Annotated in this window: 30 protein-coding genes, 1 tRNA gene and 1 riboswitch; of the genes, 2 read left to right on the top strand and 29 right to left on the bottom strand. The window is 38.5% G+C overall.

Features of this window, described 5'->3' with window-relative positions; translation table 11 throughout:
• Positions 1-172: 172 nt before the first annotated feature.
• The 25 genes from HMPREF8578_RS09355 to HMPREF8578_RS09240 all read right to left on the bottom strand — a co-directional run bounded on the left by HMPREF8578_RS09355 (position 173) and on the right by HMPREF8578_RS09240 (position 19,787).
• Complete coding sequence (locus HMPREF8578_RS09355; protein ID WP_001086581.1) at positions 173-664, bottom strand: hypothetical protein; 492 nt, start codon at positions 662-664, stop codon at positions 173-175.
• Between the two features lie 63 nt (positions 665-727).
• Positions 728-1,609: a diacylglycerol/lipid kinase family protein gene (locus tag HMPREF8578_RS09350; protein WP_000710096.1), complete on the bottom strand. Its 882-nt coding sequence runs from the start codon at positions 1,607-1,609 to the stop codon at positions 728-730.
• 178 nt (positions 1,610-1,787) lie between these two features.
• Positions 1,788-2,150, bottom strand: coding sequence for a hypothetical protein (locus HMPREF8578_RS09345; protein ID WP_000841303.1), 363 nt, complete (start codon positions 2,148-2,150; stop codon positions 1,788-1,790).
• A 38-nt stretch (positions 2,151-2,188) separates the two neighbouring features.
• Positions 2,189-2,950, bottom strand: a complete 762-nt coding sequence (locus HMPREF8578_RS09340) for a hypothetical protein (RefSeq protein ID WP_001108320.1) — start codon at positions 2,948-2,950, stop codon at positions 2,189-2,191.
• A 162-nt stretch (positions 2,951-3,112) separates the two neighbouring features.
• Positions 3,113-3,775, bottom strand: a complete 663-nt coding sequence (locus HMPREF8578_RS09335; RefSeq protein WP_000865037.1) for a DUF443 domain-containing protein — start codon at positions 3,773-3,775, stop codon at positions 3,113-3,115.
• Between the two features lie 59 nt (positions 3,776-3,834).
• Positions 3,835-4,506 carry a hypothetical protein gene (locus HMPREF8578_RS09330; protein WP_000760096.1) on the bottom strand — a complete coding sequence of 224 codons (672 nt, stop codon included), beginning with the start codon at positions 4,504-4,506 and terminating at the stop codon, positions 3,835-3,837.
• Positions 4,507-4,739: 233 nt separating this feature from the next.
• The gene (locus tag HMPREF8578_RS09325; protein WP_000421336.1) at positions 4,740-5,129 is read right to left on the bottom strand and encodes a DUF7668 domain-containing protein; all 390 of its coding nucleotides are present in this window, start codon (positions 5,127-5,129) and stop codon (positions 4,740-4,742) included.
• 29 nt (positions 5,130-5,158) lie between these two features.
• Positions 5,159-6,013 carry an ADP-ribosylglycohydrolase family protein gene (locus HMPREF8578_RS09320; RefSeq protein WP_000900073.1) on the bottom strand — a complete coding sequence of 285 codons (855 nt, stop codon included), beginning with the start codon at positions 6,011-6,013 and terminating at the stop codon, positions 5,159-5,161.
• Between the two features lie 40 nt (positions 6,014-6,053).
• On the bottom strand, positions 6,054-6,671 hold the full coding sequence (locus HMPREF8578_RS09315; RefSeq protein WP_000572152.1) for an SAP domain-containing protein: 618 nt from the start codon (positions 6,669-6,671) through the stop codon (positions 6,054-6,056).
• A gap of 104 nt (positions 6,672-6,775) precedes the next feature.
• A complete protein-coding gene (locus HMPREF8578_RS12475) occupies positions 6,776-6,904 on the bottom strand; it encodes a hypothetical protein (RefSeq protein ID WP_000900002.1) in 129 nt (42 codons plus the stop codon).
• A gap of 11 nt (positions 6,905-6,915) precedes the next feature.
• The gene (locus tag HMPREF8578_RS09310) at positions 6,916-7,722 is read right to left on the bottom strand and encodes an alpha/beta hydrolase (protein ID WP_000668457.1); all 807 of its coding nucleotides are present in this window, start codon (positions 7,720-7,722) and stop codon (positions 6,916-6,918) included.
• 154 nt (positions 7,723-7,876) lie between these two features.
• The gene (locus HMPREF8578_RS09305; RefSeq protein WP_000134975.1) at positions 7,877-8,620 is read right to left on the bottom strand and encodes a CPBP family intramembrane glutamic endopeptidase; all 744 of its coding nucleotides are present in this window, start codon (positions 8,618-8,620) and stop codon (positions 7,877-7,879) included.
• 178 nt (positions 8,621-8,798) lie between these two features.
• Positions 8,799-9,407 carry a Type 1 glutamine amidotransferase-like domain-containing protein gene (locus HMPREF8578_RS09300; RefSeq protein WP_000662942.1) on the bottom strand — a complete coding sequence of 203 codons (609 nt, stop codon included), beginning with the start codon at positions 9,405-9,407 and terminating at the stop codon, positions 8,799-8,801.
• Positions 9,408-9,464: 57 nt separating this feature from the next.
• Positions 9,465-9,893 (bottom strand): aminoglycoside 6'-N-acetyltransferase, encoded by a 429-nt coding sequence (aac(6'), locus tag HMPREF8578_RS09295; RefSeq protein WP_000348725.1) that lies wholly within the window; start codon positions 9,891-9,893, stop codon positions 9,465-9,467.
• 270 nt (positions 9,894-10,163) lie between these two features.
• Positions 10,164-10,727: a TMEM175 family protein gene (locus tag HMPREF8578_RS09290; RefSeq protein WP_025168840.1), complete on the bottom strand. Its 564-nt coding sequence runs from the start codon at positions 10,725-10,727 to the stop codon at positions 10,164-10,166.
• A gap of 154 nt (positions 10,728-10,881) precedes the next feature.
• Positions 10,882-12,240 carry a 23S rRNA (uracil(1939)-C(5))-methyltransferase RlmD gene (gene rlmD, locus HMPREF8578_RS09285; protein ID WP_000914541.1) on the bottom strand — a complete coding sequence of 453 codons (1,359 nt, stop codon included), beginning with the start codon at positions 12,238-12,240 and terminating at the stop codon, positions 10,882-10,884.
• Positions 12,241-12,313: 73 nt separating this feature from the next.
• Positions 12,314-13,288, bottom strand: coding sequence for a DUF1002 domain-containing protein (locus HMPREF8578_RS09280; RefSeq protein WP_001227382.1), 975 nt, complete (start codon positions 13,286-13,288; stop codon positions 12,314-12,316).
• 87 nt (positions 13,289-13,375) lie between these two features.
• Positions 13,376-13,978 (bottom strand): lysozyme family protein, encoded by a 603-nt coding sequence (locus HMPREF8578_RS09275; protein ID WP_002893258.1) that lies wholly within the window; start codon positions 13,976-13,978, stop codon positions 13,376-13,378.
• Positions 13,978-14,952 (bottom strand): nucleoid-associated protein, encoded by a 975-nt coding sequence (locus tag HMPREF8578_RS09270; RefSeq protein ID WP_000356115.1) that lies wholly within the window; start codon positions 14,950-14,952, stop codon positions 13,978-13,980. The genes HMPREF8578_RS09275 and HMPREF8578_RS09270 overlap by 1 nt, the downstream gene beginning before the upstream one ends.
• Before the next feature lie 7 nt (positions 14,953-14,959).
• Positions 14,960-16,216: a serine hydroxymethyltransferase gene (glyA, locus tag HMPREF8578_RS09265; protein ID WP_000575493.1), complete on the bottom strand. Its 1,257-nt coding sequence runs from the start codon at positions 16,214-16,216 to the stop codon at positions 14,960-14,962.
• Positions 16,217-16,265: 49 nt separating this feature from the next.
• Positions 16,266-16,697: a GNAT family N-acetyltransferase gene (locus tag HMPREF8578_RS09260; RefSeq protein ID WP_000942944.1), complete on the bottom strand. Its 432-nt coding sequence runs from the start codon at positions 16,695-16,697 to the stop codon at positions 16,266-16,268.
• A gap of 1 nt (position 16,698) precedes the next feature.
• On the bottom strand, positions 16,699-17,301 hold the full coding sequence (locus HMPREF8578_RS09255) for an L-threonylcarbamoyladenylate synthase (protein WP_000969283.1): 603 nt from the start codon (positions 17,299-17,301) through the stop codon (positions 16,699-16,701).
• Positions 17,285-18,121, bottom strand: a complete 837-nt coding sequence (gene prmC, locus HMPREF8578_RS09250) for a peptide chain release factor N(5)-glutamine methyltransferase (protein WP_000761884.1) — start codon at positions 18,119-18,121, stop codon at positions 17,285-17,287. The genes HMPREF8578_RS09255 and prmC overlap by 17 nt, the downstream gene beginning before the upstream one ends.
• Positions 18,121-19,200, bottom strand: a complete 1,080-nt coding sequence (gene prfA, locus HMPREF8578_RS09245; RefSeq protein ID WP_001028815.1) for a peptide chain release factor 1 — start codon at positions 19,198-19,200, stop codon at positions 18,121-18,123. Before prfA ends, prmC begins: the two co-directional genes overlap by 1 nt.
• Positions 19,197-19,787 carry a thymidine kinase gene (locus tag HMPREF8578_RS09240; RefSeq protein ID WP_000068123.1) on the bottom strand — a complete coding sequence of 197 codons (591 nt, stop codon included), beginning with the start codon at positions 19,785-19,787 and terminating at the stop codon, positions 19,197-19,199. The genes prfA and HMPREF8578_RS09240 overlap by 4 nt, the downstream gene beginning before the upstream one ends.
• Before the next feature lie 122 nt (positions 19,788-19,909).
• Between HMPREF8578_RS09240 and HMPREF8578_RS09235 the strand changes: the two genes are divergently transcribed.
• Together HMPREF8578_RS09235 and mnmE are read left to right on the top strand one after the other, a co-directional pair.
• Positions 19,910-20,092, top strand: coding sequence for a 4-oxalocrotonate tautomerase (locus tag HMPREF8578_RS09235; protein ID WP_001117401.1), 183 nt, complete (start codon positions 19,910-19,912; stop codon positions 20,090-20,092).
• 134 nt (positions 20,093-20,226) lie between these two features.
• The gene (gene mnmE, locus HMPREF8578_RS09230; protein WP_000632737.1) at positions 20,227-21,600 is read left to right on the top strand and encodes a tRNA uridine-5-carboxymethylaminomethyl(34) synthesis GTPase MnmE; all 1,374 of its coding nucleotides are present in this window, start codon (positions 20,227-20,229) and stop codon (positions 21,598-21,600) included.
• Positions 21,601-21,646: 46 nt separating this feature from the next.
• Here the strand turns inward: mnmE and dapA are convergent, their stop codons facing one another.
• From dapA to HMPREF8578_RS09210, 4 genes are all read right to left on the bottom strand, one after another.
• On the bottom strand, positions 21,647-22,582 hold the full coding sequence (gene dapA / locus HMPREF8578_RS09225; protein WP_000121601.1) for a 4-hydroxy-tetrahydrodipicolinate synthase: 936 nt from the start codon (positions 22,580-22,582) through the stop codon (positions 21,647-21,649).
• Between the two features lie 56 nt (positions 22,583-22,638).
• Entirely contained in the window at positions 22,639-23,715 is a 1,077-nt protein-coding gene (locus tag HMPREF8578_RS09220; protein ID WP_000542489.1) for an aspartate-semialdehyde dehydrogenase, read from the bottom strand.
• Between the two features lie 357 nt (positions 23,716-24,072).
• Positions 24,073-24,145 (bottom strand) — tRNA-Thr (locus HMPREF8578_RS09215).
• A gap of 105 nt (positions 24,146-24,250) precedes the next feature.
• Positions 24,251-24,763 (bottom strand): QueT transporter family protein, encoded by a 513-nt coding sequence (locus HMPREF8578_RS09210; protein WP_000737301.1) that lies wholly within the window; start codon positions 24,761-24,763, stop codon positions 24,251-24,253.
• Positions 24,761-24,857, bottom strand: a riboswitch (PreQ1 riboswitch). It overlaps the preceding gene by 3 nt.
• Between the last annotated feature and the right edge of the window lie 12 nt (positions 24,858-24,869).

The raw sequence follows: 24,869 nt of genomic DNA, 5'->3' as shown, positions 1-24,869 counted from the left end.
ATCTGTCTCCTAGTTTACTTTCATTCATCTGTGAAGCAAACGTTTTCATAGTTGTAATTCTAGTATACTACTTTAAAATTTTATTTTCAAGACTTGTCCATAGTTTCGAGTGGATTGTTTTGAGAATAAAAAAGCAGTAAGTCTTAATACCTACTACTTTCTGATTGATGATTTACAAATGTCTTTCCAGCCACTCTATCTTTTTAAAATCCTTATTGTTATTGTGGTCATTTCGATAGGAATCTTGGGAAGAAGCCTTGTATATACTGAAATACTGTTCTAAACTTGGAACACGAAAAGTGATGTCCTCGCGATGAATAAGCTCTATATCTGATTCAGATACTCCTGCAAAATCAGGTAAGGAATCGATACTTCCAAATTCAACGCTCACATCATCTTTTTGGAATTCGTGCTCGTGAATATCTACCAAGGTATAGCCTAAGTGGTTCATCACTTTCATTATCTTGTCCCAGTCATAAATCCTGAGATGATCAGGTGCTTCCCAGCCTCTAGGATCTCCAGAGACATGAATGTCAATGTCAGACGGCTGCCATTCTTCATTTGAACGGTATTCAAACCCCAAAGACCCCATGAGCGTCGGAGTGATTCCGACTTGGTTTAAATGTGAACAAATTGTTCGAAATTCATCAAATAGAGAATTCATTCCTCCTCCAATCATTGATATAAAACTTTATTTCTCAGTGAAAGACAAACTTGTTTCTATCTTCTACTCTTTCGGTTGTGAAAAGACTTCAATATGCTGGCCTAGTACCTTGATTTCTACAGGTAGGTTATCCGACTTATCGCCGTCAACATCTGACTCCAATTCACTATCTGAAGAGATCTTAATATTGCGCGCTCTGATATACTCAATATTATCATTTCCGACAACATCTCCTTTTAGTAAATCAGGAATAACGGATAATTTAGAGAATATAGAAGCATCTTTTAGAATCAAAATATTAGCATAGCCATCCTTGTTTTCTTCAAAGATTTTCTTATCAGCGAAGTAATTGGTCAAGAGAACCAAAACATGGCTCGCTTCACCATCATAATTTCCATTTTCTGTCTCAATCTTAATGTTAAAGACCTGATCCGTCATCACAGACTTCATGGTATTTACAGCATAGGCTAAAATACCAAATTTTGTCTTGTCCTCGATTTCCACATTGTGAATCGCCTCAGGCAGAGAACCGATACTAAAGATATAACCAAAATAGTTATCATTTGCTTTACCGATATCAATCTTGTTGGTTAAGTTAAAATCAAGTTCATCAATCGCACCATCGATGTCTTGATTGATTTCCAACAGTTTCGTAATGAGGTTACCTGTACCGCCTGGGATAATCCCTAACTTAGGAATGTAGTCTCTCTCAGCAATACCCGAAATGACTTCATTGACAGTCCCGTCTCCACCAAAAACAACCACTGCATCGTACTGCTCACGAGACGCTTCCTCAGCAAAGAGTGTTGCATCCAGTGCTTTTTCGGTAATTTTGGTTTCCACATGCTCAAAATAATCTTTTGCTTTATTCTCCAGCTTGACCTTATAATCCAAAGCCTTTTCCCCACCAGAGGTAGGGTTGATAATCAACATTGCTTTTTTCATTAATAATACTCCTTTAAAAGTTACAAAAATTCTAGTAACTAATTATATCACTTGAGTTATGGAAACGCCATCCAAATGCTTGGAAATCGGACCACTAACTAGAATAGAGACGTTAATGTATCAAGCACTAACCTCAACCTAAACAAGAATAAATACTTATTGTTAGCAATTCACTACTTTACTTTTTCGACAATTTTATATAATCCATTAAGTATAAAATAGCTGAAACAAATGCGAACACACTGGAAAATCCAGCTAATATCGGAATAAAACCAATAATCGATGCAATCAAAAGAAACTGATAAGTCTTCTTATTGACTTTTGATTCCTCATCATGAAGAAGGAATGCTACAAAACCAAAAAACAGCAATATTAAACAAGTTGAAAAGTAGATTCCATCCCAACTAGAAAGTCTAACAAGCTTAGGTATCACCCAGTAAATGATTTCAAATTTCCACATTTTAGAAGAAAGGTAAGTAATCGTTAAAGCTCCAATTAAAGAAATAACTCCGTTTATTAGCAATAATTTATTTGATTTCACACTTAATCCTTTTTATCCTTTTCTGTACTTATTCATCGCTAATTAATAGATTCACTATTTAAAAATCCTTTAGACTTCCGTACGATATAGAGCTGTTCATCCTCTTGAGCGAGTTTTCTAAACAATTCATTCGCCCTAGTCATACCTCCTTTTAATTTAGAGTTCAAAGCTTGATAGTAAGTGATTTCCAATTGTTGATATTTAAATTCGTTTTCCAAGTCTTCAAAGTAATCATTGGATTGATGAGCAATTGTTAAATCGTAAAGCGCAATACTAACGCTTTTTGTTTTCTCAGCTAGAGAGGAATCTGAGATGGACATTTTGTTTAGTATAAGATCAAGCTGGTCCCTGGTCAGATTTGGATTTGCAAGAACTGTCGAGCGAACGAGGTAACTCTCAAAGAAATCCCTGTATTTCGGCTTCAGTTTTTGATCAGTCATTGCTTCAGAAGCCTCCTTAATAGCAGCATCGAAATCACCAATCATATAGGAATACCCAACAGATGTTAGTGTCACATCCATTTTTATAATAGCTCTTTTTGCAACTTTCTTTAATTCAATGTATTGCTTCCAAGATGGTAAATCTAAGTCCATATACAGTAACTTAGTACCACTCCTTACATACCCTCTTCTGATTAGTGCAATGAAAAGAAATAAGAGTAAATTTATGAATAAAATACAAAGGGTTTGAATAGTCCTATCTTTCACCATCAAAGCTACAAAAAGACTGAGAAGAACAGCCAAAACAATCACGACTTTTCTATAAAATGCATATTTCTTACGTATTTCTAAATAATTCATTTTTACTCCTTTTCTAAATTACAATGTGGCATTACGAGAGCAGTTTTGCATTTTAAATGAGTCATTGACCACTAAAACACTTTCTAATTAATTCCCTAATTTTTTGATGAATTGAACCATATGACCTGCATAAGAAGATCATAAAACATCTTTCATCTTAATTTATAACTTCTCGATCTTTTCAAAAACAAGTTCTTGTTTTTCGACACTTTCTCGGAGTGGTGACATTCCTAAAATCACTGTAAAAAATCCCAACAATAGAATACTATTAATAACAAGTAGGGCTCCCTCTGTTCCATTAACAGTATATAGATAAAATGCAAAACATCCAAGAGTCGGAATCAGGATAAAAGGAAGAAGTTTGTAATGTTTTAATTGACGTTTATTTCCAACTGGTTTAAAGGTTATTTGATAGTTTGAAACTTTATTCTCAAGTCTTTTTTGGACGCTATGACGAGCTCTTATGGCAATGAACCAGAAAGCAAGATAAGCTAGGAAGATGAATAGGCCATATAAGCCTATCTTTAAAGGAAGGTTGTGACTAATCCCATTGTTTCTAAAAAAATTTGTCACAAGCCGATAGCCAGATCCCCCTATTGCTGTACCAATTGCAATCCCAATTGATTTACTCATAGTTGGAGCTACACTCTCAAAACGCATATCTCTTTTATCTAACTTTTGCATTTTTGCAGTAATTTCATCGGGAAGAGAACCCCAAAAATAGGCTTTGGGACTAACAGTTGTCAAATCTAGAATATACTTTTCTCCCTCTACTTCTACTATTTTGAAAAATACTTTATTCGTTTCTTTAAATTTTACTTTCATACTCACCTTTAAATCCTTCTCAGAGTTAAAAAACTCTTTTCAATAACATTCCTAAATCGTTAGCCTCGTTTTTTAATAATAGTTAAACCAATTTTGACAGACATCTCTTTCGATGTTAACTGTATTGTAATCCCATAATTTGTTTTATCTGAGTAATCTATTCTAATTTGGCACGTTGTTTCCTCTGGTAGATCATATTTGCTTTTCAGTTTCTGAAAGAGGTCAGAGTTATTTTCTGGCTGGTAGATAATTTCACTAAGCTCTGTTGTTCCGGTTCTTAACGTTCTTTTTACATTCAAGGAGTCAAAAACATCTCTTTTGACAACTAAGTTAAGAATCTCTTCATCAAATAAAGGGTCTATCTCCGAATCGTAATGCAACTTGCCATTAGAATAACTAACGGGAACCGTTTTTTTGTTTTCTCCGATTTGTATTCTATAGTCACCCTTACCATCTGCCTTGGTAATATCTAGGTCAATTTCATATCTTTTGACTTCGTCACCATTTTTTATATAGACTCTACTTTTATAAGCTTCCAGCCCATTAAAATCCTTCTGCTCTTGTTCCAAAAATTTAAACATGGAATCAAACGTTTTTTCAAACTCGTACTGTTCCTTTGTTCTATTTTGGGGAATGGTTTCGCCACCCAAACTACAGGCATTCAATGAAAACAGCGAAATTGATAAGATTACCAAGCCAGAAAGCCAGAATAAATGTTTATATTTTTTCATTTACCTCTCCCAAAAATGAAGCCTAAAACTATTATAGCACGAACATACTAGAAATAACTTTCTATAACCATTTAGATTCATTCATAAAATGCATTTAAAGACAATTGATCTATTGATAGGAAAACTTGATAGTTTAAAAGCTTTGATCTTACTCTTATACAAAAAAGACATTCAAGAAAATCTTAAATGCCTGTATAAATAGTGTATCAAGGATATTGCTTATTAAACTTTTCCTAACCAGGATCGACATTAAGAAATCTTACTGTATAGCCATTATCGGTATATAGAAACTCTGCTTGCAACACCATATCTACTAATTCAGAATTTGAAGTCAAATCATAATCAACAGCAAACCCAGTCTGGTCATCATAATCATAAATCTCCAATTGAGAATACTCATAAGGCGGATTGAAATGACATTCCACACCATACTCATCAATCGTATCAAAATCATTTAATTCTAATGTCTTTTCAACATAACCAAAAAATTCATTTAAATCGTCAATCTCTGATTCGTCGACATAATTCATAATGTCTTCGTATTTTTTCAGGTGAATAGCGGTTAAAATATTTGTGATAACGTCTATCACTTTTTCTTTTTTATACTCATCAAGTAATTCCATAGGTGACACCTTTCTACTTAACTAAACCATCATTTTCCTGCTATGAAAAGCTCCCATCGTTCAATGACATCCTTTAACGGCTCATCTAGGTAGGAATAAGCCTTTTCCTTAATCCAATCAGGAATTCCATAGGCTGCCTCTGCGATACTTCCTGTGATGGCAGCAAGAGTATCACTATCCCCACCAAGGGAAATGGCGTTCCTTATAGCATCTTCGAAGTCTCTACTTTCTAGAAATGCTATAATGGCCTGGGGTACGGTATCCTGACAGGTTTCATTGAAACGATAGTTAGGACGAATTTCATCTAGAGTTTGAGATAGATTGTAGCCGTATTCCTGCTCAATATAATCCTTGATCTGTCTTTTGCACTCTGTAGGATTGTCATTGATTGGTTGCTCATAATCTCCGCAATAACCTCCAAAGTAATAACGACACAGAAAGATAGCATCAGTTGTCGCCATGGCTCCTTTGATACCTTCTGGATGATTATGGGTGACTTCTGCTGAAAGTCGTGCAAGCTTTCTAGTTGATGGTGTCATACCCGTTCTTGCACAAAAGCCGCAGTCCATAAGCCAAGCACATGGAGAAACACGCATTGCTGAGCCATTTCCAAAGCTATTATAAGGTTCTCGATCGTCGCCATCAACCCAATTCCCAAATCTTGCACCGTAACCTGCATCGGGATACATCCTACCATATTTTTTCATGGCGTCAATAAAGTCATCCTTCTGACCGCCATTCATAATGGCTTCTGCAACAGCACAGGTCATAACCGTATCATCAGTGAAAAAACAATTCTCACGAAATAATGGAAAGTCTTTCGTTTTGATATTGTTCCATTCGTAAACTGAACCTACAATATCTCCAACTATTGCTCCTAGCATGGTATTCCTCCTTACAAACTATTAGTTTAGACTGACATTTCTACTTGTCATACTCATCTATTTTATCAGCATATTCAGTCAAAAGTTTTTTTGAATAAATTTTTTCATTACTTGAATTTCTAACTTCTTTCCAAAGAATGGAAGCTACTTTTAGTTTATTCGAGTAGTTGCCACTATTTTCGTCTGCACAGAAATCCTTTAAAAATTGGTTCCATTGACAAACCGAATGGTCATACTTGGCATAATCTGAATTTCCATAATAAACTTTTAGCATATCTTGGATTGTAAAATTCAAATCATTTTCTCTTTTTACTTTTCTCCAAGCTGTAGCCATATCAGCAGTAAATTTAAATGGCGAAACATCTGTTAAAGTTGAGAAATATTCTCTAAAGCTTGCATTAAAGGAGAATCCACATTCAAGTAAGGGCGTATCTAAGGTAACGACTTCTACTCGTTTCTTTTTCCTTTTTACTGATGATTTTTTAATCAAATTCCCCTTAAAGTACTGCTCAATGATATGATTGAGTTCTTGTTTTGTACCTCTATATTCAAGTTCTAATGACTTGCATATCTGTGAAAGTTCATCACGATACCAATAATATTTATTAAACTCATCAAAGGATGTGATTTTTTCAAGCTCAGGTCTGTTCTCTATCAATATTTTACCTCTTTAAAAACAGTTTAGGTTTTCATTTCTAAATAATGGAATTTGGGTTTCTTTATTTTGAGGATTAGCAACGTTTCACTAACAAACTCACACATTCAGCTGTTCGGACTTACCGTATCATCCGTGAAAAAACAATCCTCACGAAATAATGGAAAATCCTTCGTTTTGATATTGTTCCATTCGTAAACTGAACCTACAATATCTCCAATAATTGCTCCTAGCATGGTATTCCTTCTTATGGCATATCAGATTCGTTACACATTTCTAATGAATCACTCTTTAAAAATGGCACTACCAAATCAATCCACTCATAAGACAGGTAAGCTGATAAATAGCCGTGGTTATAGCCCTTTGCTTCATACAAAATTGTATTTGAATGTAGCTGATGAAATAATTTCGCTGATGCTTTCACACAGTTCAATTCTTTTTCACCATAAATATAAAGAACCTGCGCCTTGCTTGCAGAAATCGTGTTCTTGAGCTTGTAACGCCCCATATAGGTTTTGTAAATGGTCACCAATGTTTTGACAGGCGTCCTTGCCAAATCTTCTAAATAATAAGCTTTTATTTCCTCTGGATAAGCCAGTTTAGGATAGAGTTTGTTCATCATGCTTAACTGAAGTTTACAAGAGAATTTATTGAACATCAACTTACCAAATAGAGACACTAGAAAGATGCTGATTTTAGCTAACCTTGGTTGAGGAATACAGAGGCTTCCATCTATGATGGCCTTCTCAGCAATTTCACTGTCTAAAGACAAAAGCTCCATTGCAATTTGACCACCAAGTGAAACACCACCGATTGCAAACAATTTCCCACCACAGTTTGCTTTGATATAGTCTAGAATCTCCAAAGCAGAATCTTCAGTAGAAACATAATCAAGTTGATATTCCTCGCCGTGGCCATTCAAAGTTGGTAGAATAATACGGTATTCTTTTGACAAGATTCGTGCTTGACGAAGATAATTCCACCAAGAACTGCCACCACCATGTATCAGTATAATAGGAGGCAAATTCTTATCACCAAATTCATGGAATTTCATGTTTAAACTCCTTGCTGTAGGACTTTCACTAGATAAATACTTGTTAAATCAGTTTGAACAAGCAGTGATGCCTCATCAAATAGAAAAGTCTCTAACATTGATTATCTAAAATGACCATACGTTACTTTCAATAATGGATATCCTGATCTAAATTTTAAAATGTTGTTTCATTACTAATTCTATTACTAGCCAATATAGTATAAATCAAATAACCAATAAAAATGATAATAAAAATAAGATTAATTTTTAACACAAAATAAAGATTTAACAAATTTGCGAACGCATGAAATAATAGACAGTATCCCACAGATTTCGTTTGACGATAAAGAAGCCCTAAAACAAAACTTAAAAATAATGTATATATAAAAAATAAAATAAAAGGAAATCCTTGATGACTTTCTCCAACTATAAACCATAAAGGTAGATGCCATATTCCCCAAATTGATCCTACAATCAAATTAGATTGCCAATATGTATATTTTTTATCAAGTAATGGTTGTAATATTCCTCTCCATCCTAATTCTTCATGTCCGCCACCAAAAAAAATTAGTTGTATAAAGAATAATGGCATCAGATAAATTGATACTTCATTTAATTCTAAGGAAGATACAGAAAATAGTATCAAAATTGCTAACATATGATAAATGAAATAAATACTGCTATTTTCTAACTTATTAAATAAAAAATGTTTAAATTTTATATTATTACTTTTTAAATAAAAGCCACTTGCAATAGCTGGTCCAAGTGCACCAACTATATGTAATATTCTTCCTATAAATGTCTCTAATCCCAAAATATAAGATTGTGTAAATATGGCAAGAAGCCCCCAAGATATATAAGTAATTCCAAATGTAAAACAAAGATAATTTTTTAAATTCCTTTTATCAATTTCTGTCATTTTTTTCTCCCTAATCTTGATTATTTTATGAATAATATTTTTACTGCTTCTTAGTTGCTATCGATTATAACTACCTATATTCTATCATAAAAACACAAAAAAGCCTTACAATCAAGGCTTTTCACTATTCATTTCGTCAATACTTTAGTTTCGTAGATTCAGATTCGCATGATTAAAACTAGTCAATTTTCTCAATAATGTTTCCAAGTCTATCCAATACAAGACAGGAATGATCATTTAGTGGAATTATGGGAACACTGACAAGTTCTTCTGCTCTATCCTTATTAGCTTTATCATTCCAGGAATCATAATGGACACTAATTAAAAACTGACTAAAGAGTCCTAATCCATTTTTTATCTTTATCTGATGATCTGAATTATCATTAGGTGAGACATAGACTTTTTCTCCTAATAATAGGGCTCCTGCAGAAAACCCTATAACTTTTGCCCCTTTATTAAGCATATGATCGATATAATTTTTGAACTCCTGATTGACATAAGTAGCTATATATTTTTCCGTATTTCCTCCACCAATGATGATTAGATCAGCATCTAAATAGCTATCAAAATCAATCTGCTCAGTGTCCAAAAGTAAGTAATCAGTGTTTAGATTAGGAAATTGACTTTGGAAAACTTCCGTGTACTTTTTCATATAGGGTTGCCAATTATCTCGAAAAACTGTAAAAATAACAATTCTTTCAATCTTGCTTGATAATACAATTTTATCAACAATGCTATATTTCGTTATTGGGGGATTCCCACCCATCAAAAAAATTTGTTCTTTCAAGTTAACACACTTTCTAAAGAGACATAAAATTTAAACAAGTTTATTCACGTTTCTAAATTATAGTTTCTTCTTAAAGTGAATAATTCTATTTGCCTCCTGAAATCCAATATTGAGATGAAATCTTATAGAATCCGTATTCGTTAAAGTACAGTCACTTGCAAATTCCTTACATCCTTTATTTTTCGCCCATTCCTCACATTTTGTACAGAGATTTTTAGCAATATTCTTTAAACGATATTCCTCATCGACAATAATCCCTTCTAAGAATCCAACAGGACTATATTTACAACCTTCAACATAATCAAATCTGAGTGAACATAGTGCTAGACCTACAATTGTGTCACCTTCAACTTCAGTAAAGATTGCAGTATTTTTGCCATTCGTATATTTTTTTACTTCATCAAAAGCTTCTTTATCGGTCAATTGGGGCCATAATTGTTTTATTAATTTAGCCGTTTTTATAGAATCTTTTGTTATTCCATCCATATTGATGTTCCTCCGCAAATTACAAGCAAATGTTTCGAATCATGCTGTTACTTCGTTCCTCATTGATTGATACCAATACCATCCCCTTCTACTTTTCGACTGTCTCATATCGGACGAGCAGAGTCACACACATCATATGTCTTGACTGTTGTTTCAGTGAATTCCTATAGAAAAGTATTGAATGCAATGCTTATCAATACAAATTCAAAACTTTCAGAATCGGAAGCAGTCAACTAAGTCCCGAATAAAACAGATGAGTTGATTAAATGATTAGACTTTAAATTGTCTCGGGATAACAATAAACAAAAGTGTTACTAGGACTGACAGTCCTACTCCTGCTGGGAAGATTGTCAGAGACAAGATAAGCCCTAACATTTTAATACCAATATCCCATTGTATCCAACGTTTTCGTCCTCGTCTTAACGCATGCATCTCAGCTATATCATTCACTTCATCCAAGGTACGGTAATACCATAATACTGAAAAGCTAATGAGTAGAACGATTACCCCATAGAATGCTTGCATGCTACCATTGTCGAAATGGGTCGCTATGAGCTGAGTGGTATAGGGAAAAAGGGAGGAGAAAAAGAGCATAATAATGGTTGCCCAGACTGTTTTTTGGCTAACTTTTTTAATGAGATGCGAAGAAGAATGGATATTGACCCACATAGCTCCCAGCCAAAAGAAAGAAATACCGTAGGCAAGAAAATTTGTTCTAAGCTCCCATAGTCCTTGTAAATCAAAGGTTTTTGGCTTTTCCAGCTCCAAAACCAAGATAGTCATAACGATGGCTAACACAGCGTCAATAAAGGCTCCCAAACGTTCCTTTTCCATTATTTGCAGTTGTTTTTTCATCAAATAGTCCTTTCGATTCTATTCTATCCAAGTGCCTGATTATTTCAGTCACACAATAACTTTATTTTTATATATGTTCAAGGCTCCAGTGGAGTTTTGAAGCATCTCGTCCTAAAATGAAAAAGTGAGAGGATTAACTACGTTTCACTAACAAGCTTACACACTCGACATGGTGCGTTTGAGGAAACAAATCCATCGGTTGGACTTTCTTCAATTCATATCCCAACTCTTGGTAGAGTTTGATATCACGCGCCATGGTTGCGACATTGCAGGAGATATAGGCAATGCGGTCTGCTCCTGTTTGGGCGCTTGCTTTGATAAAGCTCTCGGTCAAGCCCTTGCGTGGTGGGTCGACCAAGATAACGGTTGGTTGAATACCTTCCTTGAGCCAATTCTTCATGGCATTTTCAGCAGTATCACAGACATAGTGGGCATTTGTAATATTGTTTAATGCAGCGTTCTTCTGGCTATTCTCTACTGCTTCTGGAATCATTTCAACACCGTAGACTTCCTTGACATGCTTGGCAACGGATAATCCAATCGTTCCAATCCCAGAATAAGCGTCAATCACCACATCATCTTCTCTTAACTCCGCAAAGTCAATAGCTGTTTGATAAAGTTTTTCTGCCATTTGAGTATTGACCTGGTAAAAGGCTGGACCAGCGATTTGGAAGTCATTTCCAAACATCTGGTCCGTAATATAGTCTTGACCATAAAGAGTGCGCCACTCCTTACCAAAAATCGCATTGGTATTCTGATCGTTGATATTTTGCATGACAGAGACAATCTCTGGGAACTGCTTGATTAGTTGGTCAATCAACTGCTCCACTCGGAAAATTTTCGGACGAGTTGTTACTAAAATGACCATGATTTGTCCTGAATAGTGCCCACGTCGCACTACAAGATTTCGAATCAAGCCAGACTGTTCCTTTTCGTCATAAGGTTTCAAATCAAAACGACGAAGCAAATCTCGAAGAACTACTACAACTTGGTCAATGACAGGATCCTGGATAAAGAAATCTTCAAGAGGCATAAGGTCATGCGAATTCTTACGGAAAAAACCCGTTTCCAAGACACCATTTACTCGACGAACGGGCACCTGTGCCTTATTTCGATACTTGACAGGATTCTCCATACCAAGTGTTTCAGCAACCTCTACATCTGTAATACCAGCAATCTTGTAGAGACTGTCTTTGACTTGCTTGGTTTTGAACTTAAGCTGCTCTGAATAGGCAAGATGCCCCAAATCAGCGATACCTGATCGCAGATAAGCTAGGTCAAGATCTTGGTTACGATGAGGTGACCGAACAAGGTATTCTTCAACTTTCCCAAAGCCAATCTTTTTATTGACCTTAAGGACTCGCATGAGGATTTTCTCAGTTGGTAGAGCATTTTCTACAAAGAAAACTAAACCATCTACCTTAGCAACCCCTGCCCCTTCATGGGTCAAATCAATAATTTCAACTTCTACAATATCATTTTTCTTTAACATATTTTTCACTTTCTATCGGCCGACAAAAAAGACGGCAACATTTCTGTTACCATCTATTATATCATGAAATGACCTAAGCACCAAAACTCTTGAAGAAGTTGACAATGGCTTGCCAAAGAGAACTAAAGAAGTTGCCCCCGTCTTCTAGCGCTTTATTGGCATCAAAGTTGAGATTGATATTTTTAAAGCTATCTCCAGCTTGGGAAACAATGCTATCCTTGAGGTCTTTTAGGGTTTTAGTGAAATCAGCATTGTTCAAAATGTCACTCTTTGAGAGATTAAGTGCAAAATTGATGATGATATTGACCTGGTTTCCTGTTATAACCTGATCAAGTTTGTAGTTTTTTAGCGTGTCTTCAACGATTTTGCGGACATCTTCTTCTGTCAGATTTCCTTTGGCTTCTTTTGCCTTTGCGATTCCTGCCTTGATATCTGCCAAAGCCACATTGAGTTTATTGGCATCGTAGCCTGACTTGTCCTTGTTTTCAGCATTGATATCCGACAGGGCTTTTAGCTCTTCTTGGGCTAGGTCTTTATTAGCTTGCGGTACTTTGGCACCATTGGCCTCTAACGAGTAGTAAATCCCAGCTAGGGCGCTCTCTCCTGTAACTGGAATGGGTGCTGCAACTGTGATTTTAGCATGCTCCACTCCCAGCGTCACTGCTGCGTTACGGTACATATCCTGCGTCACCTTGGTGATATTTTCAGGTGTTTCAATCTTGACTTCTAGAGATGATTTGTCACCTAGCTTTTGAATCTTGGCTGATGAATAGAGCTGTAGGCTAGCATCATTAGCCACATTCATGATTTTCGAATAGATATCAGGTGTCATAGTTTTGATATCTTTGGTGTCTTTTGATGCATCATAGCCAAGTTTGCTAAGAGTTTGATTTTTCTGGTCTTCAGATAGAGAAGAACCTAGAACATATTCTGGTTGTACATAGGTTTCATCGATTACTTTTTGAACATCGGTCGCTGCGTAGACGCTCGTCATAGCTGTTGCGGCCCACAATACTGCAGCACTTGTTAGAAAGAATTTCTTTCTCATGGGATATTCCCTCCTTTACCTTTCTAGGTTAATAAAACAATCTTAAAGAAAACTTATAGTGAAAAAACACCTGGTCAAACCAGATGTTTAGAAGAAATTAAAGAATTTCATGATATAGAGATTAAAGCGAACCTGTCTCGAGTAGTAATAATTTCCACCATTTTCATAGAGTTCGGCTCCGTGAAAGATAGAAATAGGGTTGATATAGGTGTAGGTCTTCCCTGTAGTATTACCTAGGATTGGAGCGACCGTTTCTCGGGAGTAACGCTTGGCTAGGGCCAAAGTATTTTCCTTACCATTCTGAGCGATAAAGTCGATATAGGCAGGCCCAAAATTATAGGCTTGAACAGCGGTCCAGACATCTACTCCTTTGCTCTGTGCCAAATAGAGATTATCTGTTAAAGTCTGAATCCCTTGGCGAATACTAGAGGCATCGTCTTTGATGGTATTGGTAGCGCCACTAGCAGACTCACTAGACTGCATAACATCCCGCTCTTTTCCCTTCGTTTCGGTATAAATCATGGCGAGCACCAACTCTTCATTGGCTGGGGTATCTCTTTCACTCAAGATTTCTCTAACCATGGGTTGGTAGGTCATGACTTGTTTAACATCCTGATGGATATGATAAGCTTTATATCCTGCGAAAAGGAAGACTGCTAGCACAAGCACTCTTCTTATAAATTTAAACATTATTTACTTTGAATATCCTCGATATTTTTGATTAAGATAGAATAGGTGCCATTGTCATTTTGGATAAACTCGACCGATTCCGCATCTTGATAGACGTTATTGGGAACGATGAGCTCAATTCCATTTGACAAGGAAAGTTTTTGGTTTTCAAATTTCTTTAATTGGCGACTGGCATCAATTTCATCAAACTGGACTGGTTCTGGTACAGCTTCCTTGACCTGGTCGATAAAGCTCAAACGAGCTGTCAGATTGTTATCAAAAAGGTCGTTAGCCAATTTTTCAGGTGACAGTTCATTGCTTTCTTCCAGATTGTTGAAAATCGCTGATTTGACCTTGGATTGGAATTGAAAATCATCTGTGTTAAAGGACTCTGCAATTCTCTGAGCCGTTTTTTCCAATTCCTTGATGGATTTCTTTGGTGAAATCTTGGGAGCAACAGCTAGGAGATTTTCTGAAAAATAATTCAAGAAAGTCCCATTATACTTGATGCGTTTTTCGATGAGATGGTACTTGCGACTTTGAAGATTGACCACCAAAGCCTCATCAGCCCCCGTTCCAAATCCAGGAAGGTTATTCTGAGTTAGCTTGATTGGATTATCAACTTCTCCACCGAGGTGGGTCAAGGTTTCCCGCAGGGCGATTCGCAAGAAAGCGAAATGCTCTACACCTTCTTTAGAAAACTGAACAAAAACCAAGTCATTGGTCTTGAGATTTTCAGAAATGCTAAACTCCTCTTTCCAGAGATTAGCCAGTGTTACTGATGTCTCCAACAAATCATCTGTGATGTGATTGAAGAAGGGATTTTCTTCTTCGAAAATCCCAGTCTTTGCTTCATCTGAATATACACGTTCAATCTTTTTACGCAGATATTCCTCGATTTTTGGAGTGATATTGAGAAATTTATCCGCTAGGAACAGCTCGGTATCATCTGGGCTGAACTGATGGATAATAGCTTTCTTAATATAAATGTCCATAAAAGTATTAGTCCTCGTATAGTGGGAAGGCATCTGTCAACTCTTTGACTTCACTTCTCACTTCTTCTAAGACAGCTTCATTTTCTGCATTTTTAAGGGTTTTAATGATGAGTTCAGCCACTTTACGGCTTTCTTCTTCACCAAATCCGCGTGCAGTGATGGCTGCTGCTCCGATACGAATTCCACTTGTCTTGAATGGTGACAAAGTTTCGTAAGGGATTGAATTTTTATTTAGGGTAATGTTAACTTCATCCAGCAAGTTTTGAGCAACTTTTCCGTTTTCTACAACCTTGGTTACATCAACAAGGAAGAGGTGATTTTCAGTACCACCTGAGATGATACGGAAATTAGGGTCTTGCAAGAAGACTTCAACCATAGCCTTGCAGTTTTTGATGACATTAGCAGCATATTCCTTGAAGGCTGGGTCCAAAACTTCTTTGAATGAAACCGCCTTAGCAGCCACAACATGCTCCAAAGGACCACCCTGAATACCAGGGAAAATAGCTGAGTTGATTTTCTTAGCTAGGTCCTCATCATTTGTCAAAATCAAACCACCACGCGGTCCACGAAGGGTTTTGTGGGTCGTTGTTGTAGTGATATGAGCGTATGGCACTGGACTTGGGTGAAGACCAGCTGCCACCAAACCAGCGATATGGGCCATATCGACCATAAGCTTAGCCCCAACAGCATCAGCAATTTCACGGAATTTTGAGAAGTCGATAATTTGAGAATAGGCTGAAGCACCAGCTACAATTAGTTTTGGTTTTACTTCTTGGGCTTGTTTCAAGATTGCATCAAAGTCCAAGAGTTCCGTTTCAGGATCAACACTGTAAGAAACAAAGTTGTAGGTTTGACCAGAGAAGCTAACTGGAGCTCCGTGAGTCAAGTGCCCACCTGCTGCCAAATCCATTCCCATTACAGTGTCACCAGGCTCAATCAAGGCCATGTAAGCCGCACAGTTGGCTTGGCTTCCTGAGTGAGGTTGGACATTGGCGAATTTAGCACCGAAAATTTCTTTTGCACGTTCAATAGCTAGAGTTTCTACCACGTCTACTACATCAGTTCCACCATAATAACGACGTCCTGGGTAACCCTCGGCATATTTGTTTGTCAAGATAGACCCTTGAGCTGCCATAACAGCCTTGGAAACCACGTTTTCCGAAGCAATCAACTCGATATTGTTTTGTTGGCGTTCTTCTTCTTTGGCAATAGCATTCCAGAGATCAGCATCGTAGGCTTTAAAATCGTCTTTGTCAAAAATCATAGGTCTTCTCCTTTATAGTGTGACTGGTCCTTTAGTTTAAGAAAATAAACTAAAAGATGCGAATAAACCGTTTCTGCACTTTATCACAAGTATAACCAACTTTTTCATAAAATGCATGAGCTCCCAGACGATGATCAGCAGAGTTTAAGCGGATAAACCCATAACCCCGTCTTTTTGCTTCTTGATCCAACCCTTGCAGTAAGCTTTTACCGATACCTCGTCCTTGTGCTTGAGGTGAAACCGCTAAGCCTAAGATATTAAATCCTGCTTTGGAATAGAGGGATTCATAAACTTCAGCATGGACATATCCAAGTAGGATATGACTAACTGCATCCTCATAACCAAGTAGGAAATGATGTGCGTCTTGAGATAGTTTAGTTAGTTGACTAGCTGTTTTCTCTGGACTAAAAGAATAGCCCAAAGCCTCTTGGTTGATCTCACATATAGCTTTCACATCTGTTTCTTGCAAATCTCTTAGCATCTCATTCCTCCTCAAAAGAAATCTCTGGCAACTGAGCAAGAATGTCTTCTCGCTTAATTGCCCCTTGGCGTAAGATTTTCACCTTGTCTCCAGACAAATCCAAAATAGTCGAATCCTGTCCAGTTAGAAAAGCGTCGTCCTCCAGACCCAGAACCTCTTGGTCAAAATCCTCTAGAATTTGAGCAAAGGTCACGCCACTTGCCTGACCTGAAATATTGGCAGACGGCCCAATCAAGGGTCCTGTCTCTCGAATCAAATCAAGTGTAATGGGGTGACTCGGCATCCGAAATCCGACAGTTGCAATACCAGAGTTGACCCAATAGGGAACTCGGTCATTGGCTTCGAGGATAATGGTCAAGGGACCCGGTAAAAAGGCCTCTACAAGCTTTTGTAGATAAGTTGGCTGATTCTTTGAAAAGTGCAAGATGTCCTCTAGAGAAGCGACATTAAGATTGAGCGCCTTTTCTCTAGGACGACGTTTGAGTTGGTAAACATGGTCAACAGCTTTTTCGTCTAAGGCCTTAGCAAAGAGACCATAAACTGTCTCTGTAGGCAAAACAACAGCTCCGCCCTTTTCCAACTCTTGTCTAATCCTGTCCATCATCAACTACAACCATCCTATCTTGACCAAATTGGTCCTTGAGTGTTCGTATTCGTTTTTCAGGAAGATATTTCCTAAAAAGCGCAGGAACACTTTGACCTTGCTTGTATCCAATTTCAAGGTAAATCTTACCACCATCTGTGAGATAGTCTTTTGCATCTTCCGCAATTCTGCGATAAATAGCTAGGCCATCCTCATCTGCAAAGAGAGCTAGATGAGGCTCCGAATGTAAAACATTCAAACCGACCTCTGACTCATCTTCACGAGAGATATAGGGTGGATTGGATACAATTATATCATATTTTTCAGAAATTTCTGCAAAACAATCAGATTTTTTAAAAAATATATTAAGATTTTGATTTCTAGCATTCTCTGATGCAAGCTGCAAAGCGTCTTTGGAAATATCTGCTGCTGTCACTGACCAATCTGGTCTGTTTTTAGCTAATCCAAGAGCTATGGCGCCACTTCCAGTCCCGATATCTAGGACCTTAAGATTTTCCTCAGGATTTTCAGCTAGGATAAGTTCCACCAACTCTTCTGTTTCTGGACGAGGAATCAAAACCCGCTCATCCACTTTTAACTGCATTCCAAAGAAATCTGCGTGACCAACGATATACTGAGCTGGTTTGTGAGCCGCTAACTGCTGGTAAATTTCTTCTACAAAATTTTCTTCCTCTTTTGTCACTTCCTGCTGAAGAGCAAAGACAAAGTCCGTAAAAGAGAGATTTTTTAGGCTACGGTAGACAAAAGAGAGGCTTTCTGCTTCCTCTCCTTGTCTCATCAACTCTTCTTCAAAATCTGAAAATAATTGAGCTAATTTCATTATTTGTTTAATTCTTCTAATTTTTGTGTTTGGTCATAAAGAACCAAGGCATCCACAACTTCATCCAATTTACCAGACAAGATGGTATCTAGTTTTTGGAGGGTCAATCCAATACGGTGGTCTGTGACACGGTTTTGTGGGAAATTGTAAGTACGGATACGTTCTGAACGGTCACCAGTACCGATTGTCGACTTACGCTCAGCGTCTTGTTCATCCTGGGCAATTTGTGCAAAGTGGTCAGCAACACGCGCACGGATAATCTTCATAGCCTTCTCACGGTTTTTCTGCTGGGTACGTTCTTCCTGCATCTCAACCTTGATATTGGTTGGCAAGTGAACGATACGCACGGCAGTCGCAACCTTATTGACGTTCTGACCACCAGCACCAGATGCGTGGTAAATGTCCACACGAAGATCTTTTGGATCAATATCGTATTCAACTTCTTCCACTTCAGGCATAACAAGAACTGTCGCAGTTGAAGTGTGTACACGCCCTTGGCTCTCTGTCACAGGGACACGTTGCACACGGTGGGCACCTGATTCGTACTTAAGCTTAGAGTATACAGATTGACCAGAAACCATGGCAACCACTTCTTTGAAACCACCGACACCGTTCATAGAGGCTTCCATGACTTCAAAGCGCCAGCCTTGGGCTTCTGCATACTTTTGGTACATGGTTAGCAAATCCCCAGCAAAAAGTGCTGCTTCATCTCCGCCAGCTGCTCCACGGATTTCAAGGATGATGTTCTTATCATCGTTTGGATCCTTTGGCAGGAGCAAAATTTTCAATTTTTCTTCATACTCTTCTTTTTCAGCCTTGGCATCTTTGAGCTCCTGCTTGGCCATTTCTTCCAAGTCCGCATCTCCACCTGATTCCTTAATCATTTCTTCAGCATCGACGATGTTTTGAAGGACTTGTTTGTACTCACGGTAGGCTGTTACTGTGTCACGAGTGGAAGCTTCTTCTTTGGACAATTCCATGAAACGTTTGGTATCAGATACCACATCAGGGTCACTGAGCAATTCTCCTAATTCTTCATATCGGTCTTCTACAGCTTGTAGTTGATCATAGATGTTCATTTTTCCTCATTCTCCTTATTGATTTCAGGGGCAAAATAATGTTTACGGCAGACTGAGATATAGGTTTCATTGCCACCGATTTGAATTTGTTCACCATCATAGACTGGCACACCATCGTGCGTACGCAACACCATAGTCGCCTTTTTCTTACAGTACTGACAAATGGTCTTGATTTCGTCAATCTTGTCTGCTAAGAGCAAGAGGTATTTGGAACCTTCGAACAATTCATTGCGAAAGTCATTCTTCAAACCAAAAGCCATGACAGGTATGTCTAGCTCGTCCACAACACGAGCTAGGTCGTAAACATGGTGACGCTTGAGAAACTGGGCCTCATCGACCAACACACAGTAAGGTTTTTCAGGTAAGTCTCGGATATAGCCAAAGATATCTGTCGTTTCCTCAATCGCAATGGCTGGGCGTTTCATGCCGATTCGACTCGACACATAGCCAACACCGTCACGCGTATCCAGAGCCGAAGTCATAATCACAACTCCCTTTCCTTGCTCCTCGTAGTTATAGGCCACCTTGAGAATCTCAATCGTCTTACCAGAGTTCATGGTCCCATAACGATAATACAACTGTGCCATGCTTCTATTTCACGTCCATTTCTAAATTTTTGCTACATTCTAGTATATCATAATTTTCTGAAGCTTTAAACGGCAAAATGTGGTAAAATAGAAGAAATCAAAAACTAGTGGAGGAAGCTATTATGCCATTTGTACGCATCGATTTATTTGAAGGTCGCACGCTCGAGCAAAAGAAAGCTCTTGCTAAGGAAGTAACGGAAGCTGTTGTCCGTAACACTGGAGCCCCTCAATCAGCCGTTCATGTCATCATCAACGACATGCCAGAAGGGACTTACTTCCCACAAGGAGAAATGCGCACCAAATAAACCAGCTTAAGCAGTATTGCTTAGGCTTTTTCAATCTCCAAGTAGCATCCATTGAAGAAATAGTCTAATTTTGTTACAATTTGAAGAGATGCTTGGATACCTATCCTAAGAAAAGAAATACAAAAGGAAATAGTATGATTACACGTGAATTTGATACCATTGCTGCTATCTCTACTCCTCTTGGAGAAGGGGCCATTGGTATTGTCCGCTTGAGCGGAACAGATAGTTTTGCCATTGCGCAAAAGATTTTTAAAGGAAAAGACTTGAGCAAGGTTGCAAGCCATACCCTCAACTACGGTCACATTATTGACCCGCAGACAGGGAAGGTCATGGACGAAGTTATGGTTGGAGTTATGAAGTCTCCAAAGACCTTCACTCGTGAGGATATTATCGAGATTAACACTCACGGTGGGATTGCGGTGACCAATGAGATTCTCCAACTAGCTATTCGTGAAGGAGCTCGGTTGGCCGAACCTGGTGAATTTACCAAGCGTGCCTTTCTAAACGGTCGTGTGGACTTAACACAGGCTGAGGCAGTGATGGACATCATCCGTGCCAAGACTGACAAGGCTATGAACATTGCTGTCAAACAACTAGATGGTTCCCTTTCTGATCTTATCAATAATACTCGCCAAGAAATCCTCAATACGCTTGCCCAAGTAGAGGTCAATATCGACTATCCTGAGTACGACGATGTTGAGGAAGCTACTACTGCTGTTGTCCGCGAGAAGACTATGGAGTTTGAGCAATTGCTAACCAATCTCCTTAGAACAGCTCGTCGTGGTAAGATCCTTCGCGAAGGAATTTCCACTGCCATCATCGGACGTCCCAACGTTGGGAAATCCAGTCTTCTCAACAATCTCCTTCGTGAAGACAAGGCTATTGTAACGGACATCGCTGGTACCACCCGTGATGTCATCGAAGAATACGTCAACATCAACGGGGTTCCTCTCAAATTGATTGATACAGCCGGTATCCGGGATACAGATGATATCGTGGAACAAATCGGTGTCGAACGTTCGAAAAAAGCCCTCAAGGAAGCTGACTTGGTACTTCTTGTCTTAAACGCTAGCGATCCACTGACCGCCCAAGATCGTCAACTCTTAGAAATCAGTCAGGATACTAATCGAATCATTCTGCTTAACAAAACTGACCTGCCTGAAGCGATTGAAACTTCGGAACTACCTGAAGATGTCATCCGTATTTCAGTTCTTAAAAATCAAAATATCGATAAGATTGAAGATAGAATCAACAACCTTTTCTTTGAGAATGCTGGTTTGGTTGAGCAAGACGCCACTTACTTGTCAAATGCCCGCCACATTTCCTTGATTGAAAAGGCCGTTGAAAGCCTACAAGCTGTTAACGAAGGTCTGGAACTGGGGATGCCAGTTGATTTGCTTCAAGTTGACTTGACTCGTACTTGGGAAATTCTCGGAGAAATCACAGGTGATGCAGCTCCTGATGAACTCATTACCCAACTCTTTAGCCAATTCTGTTTAGGAAAATAAGAAAAATCCATGATCGCTCTTGCGGTCATGGATTTTATTGTCTTTATTAGTAATCTGGTCTAAGGACACCTGTTACAGTTGCCTTAGTTGCCTCGTAGTCGCCATCTACAACAACCTTGATAATGCGTTTAGCATCTTCTTCTGGTGCTGGAACAAGAGGTAGGCGAGTTGGACCAGCTTCAAATCCCATGTAGTTCAAAACTGCCTTAACAGGTGCAGGACTTGGATAAGAGAAGAGGGCATTGACTTTAGGGATGAATTTACGTTGAATAGCTGCTGCTTTCTTCATATCGCTTTCTGCAATGGCAGTGAGCATCTCGTGCATCTCATCTCCATTTGTATGGGAGGCAACAGAAATAACCCCATCCGCACCAAGATTCATAGCATGGAAGGCATCTCCATCCTCACCAGTATAAATCAAAAATTCTTCTGGCTTGTGCTCAATCAAGTAAGCCATATTAGCCAAGCTAGTACATTCTTTGACACCAATAATATTTGGATGGTCAGCCAAACGAAGCATGGTTTCTGGAGTCAATTCGACAACCACACGCCCTGGAATGTTATAAATGATAATAGGTAAATCTGATGCATCCGCAATAGCTTTAAAGTGCTGGTACATCCCTTCTTGAGAAGGTTTGTTGTAGTACGGTACGATAGCAAGTCCAGCAGCGAAGCCACCAAAGTCTGCGACTTCTTTGACAAATTCGATCGAGTCACGTGTATCATTGGTACCTACACCTGCAATCAAAGGAACACGTCCATTGACAATCTTTTGTACAGCCGCAAAGAGTTCCAACTCTTCATCGTGGGTCAAGGTCGGACTCTCAGCAGTCGTTCCAGCTAGAAGAATGCCGTCTGTGTGATGGGCCAATAAATGCTCAATCAAGGCTGGAATAGCATCAAAGTTGATGGAGCCATCCTCATGGAAAGGGGTAATAAAGGCCGTGATGATTTTACACTCTTTTAAATCTTGATAAGACATGAGAAACACCTCTCTATTTCAAAGAAGGAGTTCATCTGAACTCCTAAACGATATGACTATTTTAATTCAAATTTCAACTCAGCTGTTGGACGAACCAATCCACGTTCGTGAAGCGTTTCTGCAATCTGAACTGAGTTCCAGGCAGCACCTTTAAGAAGGTTATCTGAAACAACCCACATGTGGATTCCTTTTTCTGCATCCAAGTCTTTACGGATACGACCAACAAAGGTATCACGTGAACCAACTGCATTGATGGCTTGCGGATAGATTTGATGAGCTACATCATCCTCAAGAACAGCACCTGGAAAGGCTGCGATAGCTGCTTTCACTTCTTCGATTGTGGCCACTTCTTTTGTTTCGATATAAACTGACTCAGAGTGAGCTGACAAGACTGGAATACGAACACAGGTTGCAGACACTGCAATGCTATCATCTTCCATGATTTTCTTCGTTTCCTTGGTCATCTTCATCTCTTCGTAAGTGTAATCATTGTCAGTAAAGACATCGATTTGCGGAAGAGCGTTAAAGGCGATAGGATAGTGTTTCTTGTCACCACCTGAAGGCAAGATTTCCGCATGCAAATCACGTGGATTCACACCGTCATTCAAGACTTCACGAAGTTCACGTTGTGTTTCAAGAATCGCTCCCATACCAGCACCAGAAACCGCTTGGTAAGTTGAAACGATGATACGGTCCAAGCCCCATTTTTGACGAACAGGCTCAAGAGCCACCATCATTTGGATTGTTGAACAGTTAGGGCAGGCAATGATTCCGTTGTGGGCATCAAGTGCATGCGCATTGACCTCTGGGACAACCAATGGTACATCTGGATTTTGGCGGAAGTAAGATGTATTATCTACTACTACCGCTCCAGCTTTCACTGCGTATGGTGCATACTTAGCTGATGTCGAACCACCTGCTGAGAAGAGTGCAATATCAACACCCTCAAAAGCTGTCTCAGTTGTTTCTTCAATCGTAATATCTTGGTCTTTAAATTTCAAAGTTTTGCCTGCTGAACGTGCAGAAGCAAGGTAACGAATTTTATCAATTGGAAGTGTTGATTCTTCCAACATTTTTATCATCTGAGCTCCGACAGCACCTGTCGCGCCGACTACAGCAACTGTATATCCCATAAATAACCTCTTTCGGAATTTTCTAAAAATTTCTATAATAGATGTATTATACTACTTTTTCCAAAAATTGAAAAGCATTTTTGGGTTATATTTTCTGAAAATTAAAAATCCCTAGTCATTGACCAGGGACTAAGAGGCATCTTCATGTGATGAGCAGGTTCACACAACTCATCAAGGTCCGCTCCTGCGTTATGACCTCCTTATGCTCAATAGTAGTCCGAAGACTACCTATCGACTCATCGCATCTACTATTCTACTAGATAGAGTCACTTTTGTCAACTGTCAAAACTCTTAGGATTCATTCATACAGGTAGATAAGAAAAACCTTGGTCTCCCAAGGTCATTTTGTTTCTATCATGCTAATTGCCGGGATTGAACCGGCGACCTCATCCTTACCATGGATGCGCTCTGCCAACTGAGCTAAATCAGCTTACCTAAAAAGTATACTATAGTTCTATGTTCTTGTCAAGCGCTCTCTTTTAATTTTCTAGAATGAAAAAAGCTAGATTTATCAAGAATCTAGCTTATAAACTTCTTATTTTGTTAAATCGATTCGCTGTCCCAGTTTACCAATCAAAATCGCTCCCACGATAAGCGATGCAAACTCACCAATTCCAGTAGAGAACCATGTGAAGAAGAAGGGAGCTTCTGTCAAGATATGGAGTTCAGCTGCAATGGTAATCATTGAAATGGAGAAGAGGATTGAAAAGAAGAAATGATCTTTTCGAATCAATCCGTTAAAGAGGTAATCTTTGCTGTATTTTGCAAAGAGCCATACACCTAGACTAAGGAAAACTAGGGTAGAACCTCCACCAACAAAGACATCTATTAGGCCAAAACTACTAAATAAATTAGCAATCATACATCCAATTGTCACACCGAAAATGTATTTAGGGTTGTAAAATGCCAAGAAATTCAGCATTTCTGAAATACGGAACTGATACGCCCCAAAACTAAGAACATTGATTGGTGGCGTAATAGTCAAAACTACATAGATCGCAGCAACGATAGCGATGTCTGCCATGTCACGAACAGTTAATTTTTTCATGTTTTCTCCTTTAGCGGTTTCCCGCGTAAAATATGCTTGGTGAAAGAAGCTAAGCACCAAGGGTTGATTGAATCAACCTTACCAGTATAGCACAATATATGACTTT

Origin of the sequence: Streptococcus oralis ATCC 49296 (assembly GCF_000185265.1) — a bacterium.
Classification (GTDB): domain Bacteria; phylum Bacillota; class Bacilli; order Lactobacillales; family Streptococcaceae; genus Streptococcus; species Streptococcus oralis_BC.
Note: the sequence above shows the minus strand (reverse complement) of the source record. Positions and strands in the feature narration are given on the sequence as shown.

Coding starts and splice junctions, on each gene's coding strand:
- HMPREF8578_RS09355 (WP_001086581.1), bottom strand. CDS start 664: ATGAATTCTCTATTTGATGAATTTCGAACAATTTGTTCACATTTAAAC.
- HMPREF8578_RS09350 (WP_000710096.1), bottom strand. CDS start 1,609: ATGAAAAAAGCAATGTTGATTATCAACCCTACCTCTGGTGGGGAAAAG.
- HMPREF8578_RS09340 (WP_001108320.1), bottom strand. CDS start 2,950: ATGAATTATTTAGAAATACGTAAGAAATATGCATTTTATAGAAAAGTC.
- HMPREF8578_RS09335 (WP_000865037.1), bottom strand. CDS start 3,775: ATGAAAGTAAAATTTAAAGAAACGAATAAAGTATTTTTCAAAATAGTA.
- HMPREF8578_RS09330 (WP_000760096.1), bottom strand. CDS start 4,506: ATGAAAAAATATAAACATTTATTCTGGCTTTCTGGCTTGGTAATCTTA.
- HMPREF8578_RS09325 (WP_000421336.1), bottom strand. CDS start 5,129: ATGGAATTACTTGATGAGTATAAAAAAGAAAAAGTGATAGACGTTATC.
- HMPREF8578_RS09320 (WP_000900073.1), bottom strand. CDS start 6,013: ATGCTAGGAGCAATAGTTGGAGATATTGTAGGTTCAGTTTACGAATGG.
- HMPREF8578_RS12475 (WP_000900002.1), bottom strand. CDS start 6,904: ATGCTAGGAGCAATTATTGGAGATATTGTAGGTTCAGTTTACGAATGG.
- HMPREF8578_RS09310 (WP_000668457.1), bottom strand. CDS start 7,722: ATGAAATTCCATGAATTTGGTGATAAGAATTTGCCTCCTATTATACTG.
- HMPREF8578_RS09305 (WP_000134975.1), bottom strand. CDS start 8,620: ATGACAGAAATTGATAAAAGGAATTTAAAAAATTATCTTTGTTTTACA.
- HMPREF8578_RS09290 (WP_025168840.1), bottom strand. CDS start 10,727: ATGGAAAAGGAACGTTTGGGAGCCTTTATTGACGCTGTGTTAGCCATC.
- rlmD (WP_000914541.1), bottom strand. CDS start 12,240: ATGTTAAAGAAAAATGATATTGTAGAAGTTGAAATTATTGATTTGACC.
- HMPREF8578_RS09280 (WP_001227382.1), bottom strand. CDS start 13,288: ATGAGAAAGAAATTCTTTCTAACAAGTGCTGCAGTATTGTGGGCCGCA.
- HMPREF8578_RS09275 (WP_002893258.1), bottom strand. CDS start 13,978: ATGTTTAAATTTATAAGAAGAGTGCTTGTGCTAGCAGTCTTCCTTTTC.
- HMPREF8578_RS09270 (WP_000356115.1), bottom strand. CDS start 14,952: ATGGACATTTATATTAAGAAAGCTATTATCCATCAGTTCAGCCCAGAT.
- glyA (WP_000575493.1), bottom strand. CDS start 16,216: ATGATTTTTGACAAAGACGATTTTAAAGCCTACGATGCTGATCTCTGG.
- HMPREF8578_RS09260 (WP_000942944.1), bottom strand. CDS start 16,697: ATGCTAAGAGATTTGCAAGAAACAGATGTGAAAGCTATATGTGAGATC.
- HMPREF8578_RS09255 (WP_000969283.1), bottom strand. CDS start 17,301: ATGATGGACAGGATTAGACAAGAGTTGGAAAAGGGCGGAGCTGTTGTT.
- prmC (WP_000761884.1), bottom strand. CDS start 18,121: ATGAAATTAGCTCAATTATTTTCAGATTTTGAAGAAGAGTTGATGAGA.
- prfA (WP_001028815.1), bottom strand. CDS start 19,200: ATGAACATCTATGATCAACTACAAGCTGTAGAAGACCGATATGAAGAA.
- HMPREF8578_RS09240 (WP_000068123.1), bottom strand. CDS start 19,787: ATGGCACAGTTGTATTATCGTTATGGGACCATGAACTCTGGTAAGACG.
- HMPREF8578_RS09235 (WP_001117401.1), top strand. CDS start 19,910: ATGCCATTTGTACGCATCGATTTATTTGAAGGTCGCACGCTCGAGCAA.
- mnmE (WP_000632737.1), top strand. CDS start 20,227: ATGATTACACGTGAATTTGATACCATTGCTGCTATCTCTACTCCTCTT.
- dapA (WP_000121601.1), bottom strand. CDS start 22,582: ATGTCTTATCAAGATTTAAAAGAGTGTAAAATCATCACGGCCTTTATT.
- HMPREF8578_RS09220 (WP_000542489.1), bottom strand. CDS start 23,715: ATGGGATATACAGTTGCTGTAGTCGGCGCGACAGGTGCTGTCGGAGCT.
- HMPREF8578_RS09210 (WP_000737301.1), bottom strand. CDS start 24,763: ATGAAAAAATTAACTGTTCGTGACATGGCAGACATCGCTATCGTTGCT.